The organism is Oryzifoliimicrobium ureilyticum (assembly GCF_037199735.1).
Classification (GTDB): domain Bacteria; phylum Pseudomonadota; class Alphaproteobacteria; order Rhizobiales; family Rhizobiaceae; genus Rhizobium; species Rhizobium ureilyticus.
Map to the genome: position 1 here is coordinate 137,614 of NZ_JBBBVQ010000014.1, position 12,161 is coordinate 149,774.

14 protein-coding genes and 2 pseudogenes are annotated in these 12,161 nt (G+C 57.0%); 8 read left to right on the forward strand and 8 right to left on the reverse strand.

From position 1 onward, the window contains the following. The 4 genes from VQ830_RS18830 (at position 1) to VQ830_RS18845 (ending at position 3,637) form a co-directional block, all read left to right on the forward strand. On the forward strand, positions 1 to 771 hold the full coding sequence (locus tag VQ830_RS18830) for a cyclase family protein (protein WP_337269692.1): 771 nt from the start codon (positions 1 to 3) through the stop codon (positions 769 to 771). Next, entirely contained in the window at positions 768 to 1,964 is a 1,197-nt protein-coding gene (gene uxuA, locus VQ830_RS18835; RefSeq protein WP_337269693.1) for a mannonate dehydratase, read from the forward strand. The genes VQ830_RS18830 and uxuA overlap by 4 nt, the downstream gene beginning before the upstream one ends. A 169-nt stretch (positions 1,965 to 2,133) precedes the next feature. Beyond that, the gene (locus tag VQ830_RS18840) at positions 2,134 to 3,153 is read left to right on the forward strand and encodes a Zn-dependent oxidoreductase (RefSeq protein ID WP_337269694.1); all 1,020 of its coding nucleotides are present in this window, start codon (positions 2,134 to 2,136) and stop codon (positions 3,151 to 3,153) included. Positions 3,154 to 3,256: 103 nt separating this feature from the next. After that, the gene (locus VQ830_RS18845) at positions 3,257 to 3,637 is read left to right on the forward strand and encodes a carbohydrate kinase family protein (protein ID WP_337269695.1); all 381 of its coding nucleotides are present in this window, start codon (positions 3,257 to 3,259) and stop codon (positions 3,635 to 3,637) included. 133 nt (positions 3,638 to 3,770) lie between these two features. Here VQ830_RS18845 and VQ830_RS18850 read toward each other — a convergent pair whose 3' ends face one another. Beyond that, positions 3,771 to 4,169 (reverse strand): winged helix-turn-helix transcriptional regulator, encoded by a 399-nt coding sequence (locus tag VQ830_RS18850; RefSeq protein WP_337269696.1) that lies wholly within the window; start codon positions 4,167 to 4,169, stop codon positions 3,771 to 3,773. A gap of 96 nt (positions 4,170 to 4,265) precedes the next feature. Between VQ830_RS18850 and VQ830_RS18855 the strand changes: the two genes are divergently transcribed. Further along, on the forward strand, positions 4,266 to 5,018 hold the full coding sequence (locus tag VQ830_RS18855; protein ID WP_337269697.1) for an SDR family NAD(P)-dependent oxidoreductase: 753 nt from the start codon (positions 4,266 to 4,268) through the stop codon (positions 5,016 to 5,018). Positions 5,019 to 5,101: 83 nt separating this feature from the next. Here the strand turns inward: VQ830_RS18855 and VQ830_RS18860 are convergent. Next, positions 5,102 to 5,212: pseudogene (locus VQ830_RS18860) on the reverse strand (transposase domain-containing protein); the annotation flags it as partial. Positions 5,213 to 5,734: 522 nt separating this feature from the next. Further along, positions 5,735 to 6,277, reverse strand: coding sequence for a VapC50 family PIN domain-containing toxin (locus VQ830_RS18865; RefSeq protein WP_337269698.1), 543 nt, complete (start codon positions 6,275 to 6,277; stop codon positions 5,735 to 5,737). A gap of 287 nt (positions 6,278 to 6,564) precedes the next feature. Between VQ830_RS18865 and VQ830_RS18870 the strand changes: the two genes are divergently transcribed. After that, positions 6,565 to 6,975 carry a helix-turn-helix domain-containing protein gene (locus VQ830_RS18870; RefSeq protein ID WP_337269722.1) on the forward strand — a complete coding sequence of 137 codons (411 nt, stop codon included), beginning with the start codon at positions 6,565 to 6,567 and terminating at the stop codon, positions 6,973 to 6,975. 25 nt (positions 6,976 to 7,000) lie between these two features. Here the strand turns inward: VQ830_RS18870 and VQ830_RS18875 are convergent. Both VQ830_RS18875 and VQ830_RS18880 read right to left on the reverse strand, forming a co-directional pair. Continuing rightward, a pseudogene (locus VQ830_RS18875) lies at positions 7,001 to 7,120 on the reverse strand (IS6 family transposase); the annotation flags it as partial. Positions 7,121 to 7,176: 56 nt separating this feature from the next. Next, positions 7,177 to 8,445: an MFS transporter gene (locus tag VQ830_RS18880; protein ID WP_438618218.1), complete on the reverse strand. Its 1,269-nt coding sequence runs from the start codon at positions 8,443 to 8,445 to the stop codon at positions 7,177 to 7,179. 85 nt (positions 8,446 to 8,530) lie between these two features. Between VQ830_RS18880 and VQ830_RS18885 the strand changes: the two genes are divergently transcribed. After that, positions 8,531 to 8,983 (forward strand): winged helix-turn-helix transcriptional regulator, encoded by a 453-nt coding sequence (locus VQ830_RS18885; protein WP_337269700.1) that lies wholly within the window; start codon positions 8,531 to 8,533, stop codon positions 8,981 to 8,983. Positions 8,984 to 9,071: 88 nt separating this feature from the next. On the opposite strand, the gene VQ830_RS18890 is transcribed toward VQ830_RS18885, so the two are convergent. Next, the gene (locus tag VQ830_RS18890; protein ID WP_337269701.1) at positions 9,072 to 9,527 is read right to left on the reverse strand and encodes a MarR family winged helix-turn-helix transcriptional regulator; all 456 of its coding nucleotides are present in this window, start codon (positions 9,525 to 9,527) and stop codon (positions 9,072 to 9,074) included. 65 nt (positions 9,528 to 9,592) lie between these two features. Here VQ830_RS18890 and VQ830_RS18895 point away from each other — a divergent pair, with 65 nt between their 5' ends. Further along, positions 9,593 to 9,880 carry a DUF1330 domain-containing protein gene (locus VQ830_RS18895; RefSeq protein WP_337269702.1) on the forward strand — a complete coding sequence of 96 codons (288 nt, stop codon included), beginning with the start codon at positions 9,593 to 9,595 and terminating at the stop codon, positions 9,878 to 9,880. A gap of 231 nt (positions 9,881 to 10,111) precedes the next feature. On the opposite strand, the gene VQ830_RS18900 is transcribed toward VQ830_RS18895, so the two are convergent. After that, positions 10,112 to 10,483, reverse strand: coding sequence for a response regulator (locus tag VQ830_RS18900; protein WP_337269703.1), 372 nt, complete (start codon positions 10,481 to 10,483; stop codon positions 10,112 to 10,114). Position 10,484: 1 nt separating this feature from the next. Beyond that, entirely contained in the window at positions 10,485 to 11,951 is a 1,467-nt protein-coding gene (locus VQ830_RS18905; protein WP_337269704.1) for a PAS domain-containing HWE histidine kinase family protein, read from the reverse strand. Positions 11,952 to 12,161 lie beyond the last annotated feature (210 nt).

The following is a 12,161-nucleotide window of genomic DNA, read 5'->3' on the forward strand; positions in this document are numbered from 1 at the left end:
ATGGCGGACATCAGCAGTCTTAGAACCCTGTTCAGCGAAGAGCACTTCACCTTCGTCGATCTGACACATCCGATGAAGGCGGAGATGCCAGTCTGGCCGACGCATCCGCGCTTCTGTCAGGAGGTCATCGAGAGCTACGACAACGGCGATGTCGCCTGCAATCATTCTCTCTGCCTCAGCGAACATTCCGGCACTCATTTCGACGCCCCGCGGCATTTCGTCAAAGGTGGAAGCTCGATCGCGGAGATCGCCCTCCCACGGTTCTTTGGCCGCATGGCAACCATCAGCGCTCTAGACGCGAAGCCGTGCGAAGGTGTCGATGCGGCCCGGATTCTGGCCTTCGAGGAAAATCATGGACAAATCGAGGCCGGTGATGCCGTGTTCTTCCATTTCGGCTGGGATCGCTTCTGGGAGGATGTATCACAACACGGGCGCTTTCTCAGCGACTGGCCGGGGCTTTCGAAAGAAGCGAGCGAACTCCTGCTTGCCAAACGTGTTCGGATCGTCGGCTCGGACTGCCTTTCGATAGATCATTATGGAAGTAGGGATTTTCCGGCGCACAACACATTACTCGGGGCCAATATTTTGGTTGGCGAGAATTTTGCCAATCTCGGTCAACTGCCGCCCTACTGTTTCCTCACCGCATTGCCCCTTCCGATCGAAGGAGGCTCCGGCTCCCCCGCAAGGGCGGTTGCGCTTGTCGGGGCACCCGGCAGAAGCGAGCAAGGGATTTCACTACAAACCGGCATAATTTCAAGAGGTAAGGTATGAGACATACATGGCGCTGGTTTGGGCCGGTTGACAAGGTTAGCGTCCGCGAAGCTGCCCAGGCAGGAGCGCAGGGCATCGTCAGTTCACTGCATCACGTGCCGACTGGGACGGCATGGACGACAGAAGAGGTTGAAAAGCGGCAGCAGGAAGTTCGCGCCGGCGGCCTCGAGTGGGAGCTTGTCGAGAGTATTCCGGTTTCGGAAAGCATCAAGACCATGTCCGGGGATTGGAAGGCGCATATTGCCGCGTGGCAGCAGAGCCTTCGTGTGCTGGCCAAAGCCGGCATCTCCACCGTCTGCTACAATTTTATGCCGGTTCTGGATTGGACACGCACCGATCTGCGCTGGGAAACGCCGATCGGCGCGCGCGCGATGCGCTTCGATCTGATCGACTTCGTGGCGTTCGACCTTCATATGCTTCAGCGCCCCAACGCGAGGGCTGAGTTCTCCGCTGCTGTCATCGAGCAGGCCGATGCGCGCTTCCGCGCCATGTCGGATGAAAAGAAGGCGGCATTGTCGCGCAATATCGGCGCCGGTCTTCCCGGTTCCTCGGATGGTTACAGCATCGGCGAACTCACGGAAGCGCTCGGCCGCTATGCGGCCATCGATGCCGGCAGATTGCGGAAGAATCTCATCCACTTCCTCTCTGAAGTCGTGCCGGTGGCCGAAGAACTGGGCATGCGCCTGTGTGCCCATGGCGATGATCCGCCGTGGCCACTGCTCGGCCTGCCGCGCATATTGTCGACCGAAGCGGATTATCTGGAAGTCCTGCGCGGGGTCGACAGCATGGCAAACGGCGTGACTTTCTGCACTGGCTCGCTCGGCGTACGGCCGGACAATGATCTGCCCGCCATGCTCCGTCGACTGGCACCAAAGATCCACTTCTTCCATCTTCGCAACGTCCGTCGCGAGGAGGAGCGGATGCCGTGCTCCTTCTTCGAGGCCGAGCATCTCGAAGGCAATACGGACATGGTGGCGGTTATCGCCGCGATCGTCGCCGAGGAGAAGCGCCGCAAGGCGGAAGGACGCAGTGACCACCAGATATTCATGCGGCCTGATCACGGACAGGAAATACTGGAGGACATCACGCGTGGCGCGCAGCCCGGCTATCCTGCGATCGGGCGGCTCAAGGGCCTCGCAGAACTGCGGGGCATCGAGCGGACTTTGTCGCACGCGAGCTATGGATTAGCCTGACCACTCACCTTTTTGCCGTACCCGGCCTCTTTCCGCCTGAACTGACGGAAAATAACGTCTGGCGCGGGAAGGTGGACGCGCATCTAAAGCAGATGTTGGCCGGCTGATTTCCCGAACGCAGCATACGCGTTGGGTCATTGCTGCCATAAATATGGACTGTGGAGACGACATGGTTACGATATCGGTACTCGAACCGCACAAGCTGGCGATCGATCAGCGCGAGGTTCACCCTCCATCAAAGGGAGAGATTGCAATACAGGTCATGAAAGCCGGAATTTGCGGCTCCGACATGCACATCCTCCATGGTTCGAACCCTTTCGTGAATTATCCCCGCATCATCGGGCATGAATTTGCCGGGGTGGTAACCGCGCTCGGCGGCGGTGTATCGGGGCTTGCAGTCGGCGATCATGTGGTCGCGGATCCTGTGATATCCTGCGGCCATTGTCACCCTTGCCGGATTGGCCGCTCCAATGTGTGTGCCAATCTGCAGGTTATCGGCGTTCATCGCGATGGCGGCTTTCGGTCGATTGCCGTGGTTCCCCAGGAAAACGCCGTCCGGATTTCGCCTTCGCTAGGCTTCGACGTCGCCGCTCTTGCCGAGCCGCTTGCGGTGGCAGCCAATGTGCTTTGGCGTACGGGTTGCACAGCCGACGACACAGTCCTGATCTACGGCGCGGGGACCGTCGGCATCACGGTGCTGCAGGTGGCAAAGATGCGCGGAGCGCGCTGCCTTATCGCTGATATCGACGAGAAGCGGCTTGATCGCGCCATGGAGTTTGGCGCCGATGCGGTTATCAATTCCAAGCTGAAGTCCGTCGCCGAAGCCGTCGCGGGTGAAATGGACGGTCTCGGACCATCGGTTGTTATCGATGGCGCCGGAATTCCCGCACTTCTGGATGAGGCCTGCCGTATCGCAGGGCCGGCAGGGCGCATCGGTCTGCTCGGCTTTTCCGCCGCGCCCTGCAATGTCAGCCAGCAGGAGATCGTTCGCAAGGAGCTTACGCTTGTCGGCTCCCGCCTCAACCGCCGTTTCATTCCCGAAGTCGTCGAGTGGTTGGAGGCCGGCAAGCTGAAGCCGTCGAATATGATCACGCAGACCTTCGGCGCTAAGGATGCTCGCGCTGCTTTCAATCTCATCGAACAGAATCCCGAGAAGACTTTGAAAGTCCAACTGGCCTTCGACGCCTGAGCACTGTTTTAAACGGCTACCCACGACCAGAAAAGGCTTCAGCATAGCCTGCGTCGGCGAGTGCATCATCAAGCAGTCGAGTCTCGGCGAGGACCAATGGCGATTGGCTTTCGCCGCGGATACGTTCAACACACTCTGGACGATGCGTGGTCTTTTGCCGGAGAATCGCGTCCTGGACTTTGTTTCCGTTTTCGGCAACGATCCCTTTTCGCGGCGTCAGATCGAATTACTGGTAGGCACGAGGATCGGCATCGTGCAAAGCCCGGCTCTCCCGGGTTTAAAGCCTGGAATTTCTACCATCACCCTGAATGGCTATGAGCGCAACTTCGACTACTGGCGCAGCCAATCCGCTGCCCGGCGGTTGGCTTCGTACTTTGACCTGTTTGCGGCGAGACTCGAGGATCGCGATCTCATCTATTTCTCCGCAATAATCCTGGCAATTCTTACCTTTGACTACCAGAAGGTGCTTCTCGATGCGCTTTAATCGTCTAAGCGTAAGGGAGCGATGATCGCATTCGATCCAAATTATCCGGAGCCAGACTGTGGGAGACACCGGAACCGGCCAGCATCCGAAAAGGGTCGCCACGCCATTGAAGGCAACCATGCGCCAGAAGAGGTCATTGCAATGATCTTGGTGTGGCCCATCCGCGAATCGCCGTATTTTTAGCCTCGGAATCTTCTCGACGCGCCACCATTCGTTCGACCTCTGCTATGTACTGTGTTCCCCAACTGTAAAGCGGCCTCAGCGCTTCAGCGAGCGTATGTCCGAAGGGAGTGAGCGAGTATTCGACCTTTGGCGGAACCTCCTTGAAGTCGGTGCGCTTGACGACTCCGTCCACCTCCAGCTCCTTGAGCTGCTGTATCAGCATCTTGTCGCTGACGCGCCCGACGGCGCGCCTGAGTTCACCATAGCGCCGTCCGTCACCGAGGAGGTGAAACAGGATTAGCGGCTTCCACTTCCCACCGATAACGGCCATTGCGGCATCAAGGCCGCAGGTAAAACCAGATGTACTCACTGCGCAAATTCCTTATGCTTACCAAAAAGTGCATACTGGTATAACAGAAACCAAAAGTCTATGTCGACGTGGCATTACATCTGCAAGGAGATCGAGATGGGCAGACTTGAAGGAAAAATCGCTGTTGTTACGGGTGCAACGAGCGGTATCGGTCTCGCCACCGCTAAGCTGTTTGCTGCGGAAGGCGCGCATGTCTACATCACCGGACGCCGCAAGGACGTTCTCGACAAGGCTGTTAGGGAATTCGGTGGAACCGTCACTGGTATCAAGGCGGACTCAAGCAGCAACGCGGATCTGGACCGTCTGTATGAGCAGGTGAAGTCGGAACGTGGCCGCCTCGACGTTCTCGTTGCCAATGCCGGCGGCCTTACGACACTTCCTCTGGGGCAGATTACTGAAGAACAGGTGGACGAGACCTTCGGTCGCAACGTCAAGGCGGTGATCTTCACCGTGCAGAAGGCCCTTCCTCTGATGGTCAGAGGCTCGTCCATCATCCTGATCGGTTCCACTGCAAGCATTGAGGGCCGTCAAGGCTTTTCTATATATTCCGCCTCCAAGGCTGCAGTACGCAATCTGGCCCGGTCCTGGGTGCTTGACCTCAAGGAAACAGGCATTCGCGTGAACGTTCTTTCCCCCGGACCCACCCGTACCCCTGGCTTGCTTGCAATGGCAGGCGACGACAAAGATCAGCAGCAGGGTCTTCTTGACTACATCGCCTCCCAAATCCCGTTGGGTCGGGTTGGTGAACCGGATGATATTGCCAAGGCCGCCCTGTTCCTCGCCTCGGACGACTCGAGCTTTGTCAACGGCGCCGAACTTTTTGCCGACGGCGGCCAGGCTCAGGTCTGACGTGAATTTTTGGATGCGGTCTTGGGGCCGCTCCTGCCTTTGCACAGGCTTCTGCGGAGATCCCCTTCGGGCCGAAAGCGACTTCAGCCGTTTGTTCGTCCCGAATAATTCCACGGCAAAAGCCCATCGATCCGGTTCTGCTTGTGTCCGTTGATGATGACACTAAGCGTCGCGGTCAAATAAGCCAGCGGATCACGGCATTAATTTTTAAGGTTTATGACGATCGTTGAACTATGCCGAGTGTCTCTTCTATTGTTTGCAGCGAACCGTGCGGTCCCAGCCCGTTCGGCGGGTCGCGGTTGTTTGGCACGCGGCATACTTCTCATGCTTAGATGGCGTTCAGGAATTCCAGAAGCCGGTCGCTAGGTCGAAATCGCTCGGCCTTGGCGCGTTCTTACTGCTTCAGCTTTGCGAGTGCAGATTTCTTCAGTTCGAGATGCGCATGAAGATAGGTTGTCTCCACGGAGATTTACGGTGATTGATCATTGCTGACGAGATGAGGTGATCACGCCGGTCCAGACTAATCCACTTTAAATAAGCATCGCCGATCTTTCGATGACGGGTTGCAGGTTCGTATTTCATCAAGAGCGCAATTTGCAGTGTTTGTTTCCGACCTTGCTGTACGAAGGCCGATGCCTTAGCGCACGAATGGCGCTTGGGAGCGTCGGCGCTCGATTTGCGGCAATAAGCGGTTCCCGACCACCGACTTCTCCGCCCTAATCGTTCATGTAGTCGTGAACAATCCGCGCAAAATTTGGCGCGGTGACGGCAAGTCTCGCAAGCAACTCGGTCGTGACCAGCGCCGGCCTTCGATAGCCATTGGCTTGCCGATGGAGGACGTTCCTCACCATGGAGGGAGTTGCGTCAAACAACGCGCATAGAAATTCATCAGGATGCACCGCACTGATGCCGGCTGGGAGATCATAAAAGTCCCGAGTATTCGCGGTGACAATTGCTACCGCGCCGGAGACCGCTGCAGCCGCCGTTACGTGCCGGTCTTTGCTATCGTTGCGCATCGCCGGTTCAAGTTTTTCCCACCCTTCAACCATCGCCTCGGGAAATGCTTCTTCCATAACCTCGCGCAGAGTGTTGGCCGCGGTCGCAGGCATCCCGTAGTCTTTAACTAGGTTGTTTGTCATCTCTTCCAGAATTCTGGAGGACCAACGGATTTGAAAGAGCCCGGCGGCGGCACAGCGCAGGAGGGTGTCCCGCAGTAGCATTGGGAAAAGGACATTTGCGTCCAGGACTACGGTTATCATTTCACTGTCGTCGCTCGGTTTGACGCCTTTGATCTAAGAGCGCGGAGTCATTTATTATTGAATGGACAGGACTTAAATTGTCCCGCAGGCGGCATCAAGTCGAGGACGCGTATTGGCCTCCCAGCTCCCTAGTTTGACACGAACAAAGGGAGGTTGCGTTTGTAGCGTTTATGGGCCATATTGCGCCCATGGCTACATCACATCGCAATCCTTCTTCATCAAGATCGAAACAGTCGTCCAGCGCAGTTCTCCCAATCGAAAGGACGGCAGCTGCGCGCTTGGCAAGTATGCTTGTCCAGCGGACAACAAAGCAGGCAGAGTCGGTACAAATCGTGCTCGTCAACGGCGAGTCCGTGGAATTGCCAAGTGTGCTTGCCGACGTGATGTTCCGTGCCGCGCAGTTGGTGGCGGAGGGACGACATGTCACGGTGCTTGCCGATGAAGAACTCCTGTCCACCCAAGATGCTGCTGAGATTTTGGGTGTTTCTCGGCAATATCTCGTTCGTTTAATCGATCGGGGAGAGATAAGTGCAGAAAAGGTCGGAACGCATCGTCGGCTCCGAGCCAACGATATCGAAGCGTTCAAGATCGCGCGTGAGGCAGGACGCAACGCGGCGCTCGATCGCCTAACCGCACTCAGTGAGGAATTTGGTGGTTACGACTTGGGTGGTAACACTAAACCCTCTTCGCCAAATTAATACCATGCGGCAGATTCTGTTCCGCCGCCAGCATGTCTTCAACCATCCGCAGGCTGAGCGGAAACCGGAAATACAGCCACACGTCATGGGCGATGATTTCGGTGGGAAAACGATGGTAGGATCTCGGTCTGTGATGGTCCGTCATCTCACAATGAAACCGACGATTCGTTAAGTTGACGATGCCAGTTAGAGCCTGAAACGCTATGGCCGTCGCTCGGGTTCGCCATGGAAGGCAATGTCGCCGTCGTGCAGCACGGAAAATTTCAAGCTTAGAATCCACACAAGAAGTCCAGCAGCGCTATAGGCTGCACCCAATGCCGAAACACCAAGCCAGCCTGCCTCGGAATAGGCGATCGTCGATGTCGTTGCACCGGCGGCACTTCCTACGGAGTAAAACACCATATAGCCGCCAACCAACCGACTGCTCGCCTCGGGATGCCGCGTCAATATGATGCTTTGATTGGTTACATGAACTGCCTGCACCGAAAGGTCGAGAAGAAGGATGCCGATGAGCAGTGTGGGAATTGATTGGGGCAGGAGCGCGATCAGCTCCCATGACAGGACAAGCAGCACGAGCGAGTAGCCTGTTGTGCTCTGCGCGTGTCCGCGATCTGCCAGCTTCCCTGCAAATGTGGCAGCGACTGCGCCCGCTAATCCGACTAGCCCGAACAATCCGATTTCTGTATGCGAGTAACTGAACGGCGCTGCGCTGAGCGGAAGCACAAGCGTGGTCCAGAACGCACTGAAGGTTGCAAAGATCAAAAGTGCTAGAATGCCACGCAGCAGCAGAACTCGGTCTCGTAGAAAAAGGATTGGCATGGAACGTAGAGACGACAAGTAGCCTTCGTTAGGCGCAGTTGGAGTCAGGCTAGGTATGACGCAACCGAGGAGAACCGTGATGACGACCATCACGGCGGCTGATGTCAGATAGACCGTTCGCCAACTACCCAGATCCGTGAGAACTCCCGCTATCGATCGTGCGGCAAGGATGCCGATCACGACGCCGCTGGTTACGATCCCCAAGGCCTTCCCACGTTCGTGAGAGGAGGCCTGCGTTGCTGCGAAGGCGACAGCGACCTGCGCATTGACTGCCAGCAATCCAACGATTGCCATTGCCACCATAAGCACTGTCTTGGCGTTGGCCTTCGCCACGACAAGCAAAGCTGCGGCCGACAGACTTGTCAGGGCGATAACGAGCTTCCGGCGATCAACGAGATCACCAAGCGGCACCAAAAAGATGAGGCCAAGTCCATAGCCGATCTGCGTCAGTGTAACGACCAATCCAGCGTGTGCCGGAGGAATGCTAAAGGCTGCCGCCATCTGGTCTAAAAGGGGCTGCGCGAAATACACGTTGGCAACGCTTAGACCGGCAGTCAGGGCGAGGGCCAGCGCCGTCCCCGTGGTCAAGCCTCGCTCTTGTCGCCGTCCAGCATTTGTCTCGATCCCATATCCATCTTTACATCGCAACATCGAATTGTGCCTGGTCCTATATTGAAACCACTTGTGTCGCACCATTTCTAGTTCTAAATCAGGACCACATTTGGAGGAAGAAGTCATGGTGAAGCGGACCAGTGTATGGGATACGGGCTGTCCTGTGGCGCGGGCACTTGACGTGATCGGGGACTGGTGGTCACTCCTCATTATCAGGGATGCGTTCGATGGAATCCGTCGCTTTACCGAGTTTCAAAATAGCCTTGGTATCGCAAAGGGTATGCTTGCGGCGCGCCTAAAAGGCCTAACCGAGCAGGGTATTTTTGAGCTTGGGCCCGCGTCCGACGGAAGTGCTTATCGAGAATATTCTTTGACGGAAAAGGGACGCGGCCTTTTCCTCATTATAGTTGCTCTTAGGCAATGGGGGGAAGACTATCTTTATGCGCCTGGCGAACTTCACTCAGTCCTTGTAGAGCGGTCCTCCGGTTCATTGGTAGGACGTCTAGAGCTGCGCGGCGGCCATGGGCATCCGCTGGACTGGCGCCAGACCGAAGTCAGGAAAATTGCGAACGCCTGATCCACCGACTTAGTCCAAGCCAATTCCTACCTGCAACGCGTTGGAACGATAGGTTCGGGAGCAAACCCTGTCGATGGGGGTAGAGGCGCTACAGGGCGAGTTCCTGTGCCGCCGCCGCAAGGAGAGACATAGCATTGGTCGAAGACCGTATGGCTTCGATCCCTAATAGATTTATCAACTGGACCTGCGCTTGTTCCCAGGCAGCCATTGCTTCGCCCATCAATCGTTCGCCGCGCTCGGTCAGCACGAGACGCTTGCCGGCTCGACCTCGGCTGCCGATGTTAGCAACGAGGTCTCTCTGAACAAGGGTCTGGATGCTCCGGCTCAGCGTCGTAGGATCAACGCCAGCCCTTGCTGCCAGTTCGACGACTGTCGGCTGATCACTTCCTCCGATACCAACCATTAAGCTGAACTGTTCAGGGGTGATCGAAAGCGTCCGGAAGGCATTGTTATAAAAACGTGTGAGCGCTCGCGCGGTCGAGCGCGCCTGAAAAGCGGGGCAGGTCGCCTCCACCCGTCGGTATAGATCGGCTAACTCAGTCATTCGAGCCCTCGACAAATCCAAATGGCTAGAATACTGTATATGCATTATTGCTGGAGATCTATGGTATGCCTGCTTTTGTTCACGTTAATTTTCGCATCAAGGACAGCAAGCGCCAAGCAAGGATCGCCCCTATGTTTCAACAGGCTCTGCAAACCGCTGGCGGACGCATCGTGCATTTTGGTCCCGTCGTTGAGCTTTTGGAGGGGGATGCGCCGTTGCCTATGGCAGGCATTTTCGAGTTTGAGACGGTAGATCACGCGCTGGCATTTTACCGATCGCCCGAGTATGCACCCATCAAGGCAGAGCGAGATCTTGCGCAAGAAGCGCGAATATTCATTGTGGACGCAAGTTGAAATGATAGCCGCATCTCATCCGGCCTCTGTGCCATGGCCGTTCGATGCCGCCAATAGGCGAACGATTTGAGTGACGGTGGGATGCCTTACTGCTTCCGATTTTAGCCAGCGGTTCGAATCCTTTCAAGACCTGAGAACATGTGCCGAAGGCTAACTACTCGTCTTTCCGCTGACATCTGCATAGTTGTGCAGGACTGCACTCGACGCGACGCGATTCCCACCAGCTCTTGATCAGGCAGCAAGACCGTGAGCCTCCAACGCTTTAAACAGCTCGGTCTCACCCACCGGCTTGGTCAGAAAGGAGGCGTTGGCGGGTAGCTTCGCATGATCTGGATTGTATCGTCCGGAAATAACGATGATCCGGCAATCAGGCCAGCGGTCACAAACCCGGCGCGCCAGTTCCAGTCCATCCATCGAGCCCGGCATGTCGATATCGGTGATGAGCGCTGAGACATCCGCTTCAAGCAGGATCGCCCAGGCCTCGTCGGCATTGGCCGCTTCCAGCACCGCGTAGCCGGCATCTTGGAGGGTATCGGCGAGATCCATCCGTATCAGGCCATCATCTTCGACGACCAGAAGTGGTCCCTTTGTTGATAAGGCCATATCAGTGCTCCTTTTGGAAACCGGCAAGATCGGCCGAAATCGAAAACCTCAGGCCGTCGGCCTCGTAGTCGATGGACAACTGACAGTCCGCCGTGCCGTTGAGGCCGGCTCTGATCAGACGGCTGCCTGTTCCTTCTTTTTCGGGTCTGGACACCGGCGGCCCGCCCGTTTCTTTCCACTCGAGCTTGAAGCGATCGCGGTAGGTGCCGCCGACACACCACGTCAATGTAATGCGGCCGTCCGGACTTGAAAGCGCACCGTACTTTACGGCGTTGGTCGCCAATTCATGCAGGATCAGCGATAGCGAAAGGGCGGGTCGAGACCCCACCGTCATATTCGGACCAGCCACGAGAACGCGCGGATGGTCGGGACTATCGTGGATGGCGGTCATCTGGGCCACCAGATCGCCAACTCTCGAATGACCTGTGCCGCCTTCGATGATTGCATCGTGCGATCGGCTGAGAACCGAGATCCGGTCGCTCAGGTTCGTGCGTGCGGTCTGCGTATCGATTGCGTGCCGCAGCGTTTGCGAGGCGATCGCCTGGACCATGGCAAGCTGGTTTTTCAGTCGGTGGCCGAGCTCGTAGGCGAGCAGCTCGCGATGCTTTTCTTCGGCCCTCAGTGCCGTGACATCGCGGGCTTGAACGAGAATGCCGGTGATGCAGCCTTCCGGACTGCGGGTCGGCTGATAGACGAGATCAATTAGCCGGTTCTGCTCTTCGCCTTCTGGTCCCCGGTTGAGCTTGACCGGCAGGTTTTTTGCGACGAACGGCTCACCGGTTGCAAAGACACCGTCCAGGATCCCGATGAAACCTTGGCGAATGACCTCGGGCACGGCCTCCGCGACCGTTTTTCCAATAATCTCGCGCCCCACGCCGATCATCGCATAATATTCTTCATTGGCATATTCGAACACGTGATCCTTGCCCGTCAGCATGGCAATGCCGCCTTGGCTGAGTTCGAAGACCTGCATGAAGCGTTCCTTGAGGTCGTCCTGCGCGCGGCGGGCACGCACCTCCGATGTCGTCTCGGTGCAGGCGCAGAACATGCCGAGCACCGAGCCCCATGGATCGCGTACCGGCGTATAGGAGAACGCGAAATGGGTTTCTTCGGGATACCCGTTGCGGTGCATCGTGAACTGGATGTCAGCCATCGACGTACCCTGGCCGGCATAGGCGGCCGAGATGATCGGCTCGACCTGGTCCCAAATGTCATGCCAGAGCGACTGGAAGCTCCCACCGAAGGCAGCAGGATGGCGATTGCCGCACATCGCGGCATAGCCGTCATTGTAAAGCGTCGTCTGCTCAGGCCCCCAGACGATCAGCATGGGTTGCAGCGAGCCGAGCATGACGCTCGTCAGTGTCTTGAGCTCAGGGGGCCACGCTGTCTGCGGACCGAGCGGAGACGTTGCCCAATCGAAGCCCTCAAAGATCGTCGCGCAGCCGCTGGGTGGAAACTGAATGGTCAAAGCCGGCTGTGATCCTGATGTTGAGCGGTGGCTGATATATGGGCGCCCGACGACGTTTGGAAAGGCTTGATCACCCGGACAGTTAATTCGGGAGTATCGGCAGGACGGCGTCTCAGATCGGCTCACGTCTATCGCGCCGTCGAGTATGGGAACATGTGAAGATGGACATTAAAGCCCTATGGCCCTAATATCGCTCTCATCGTTCGCAGA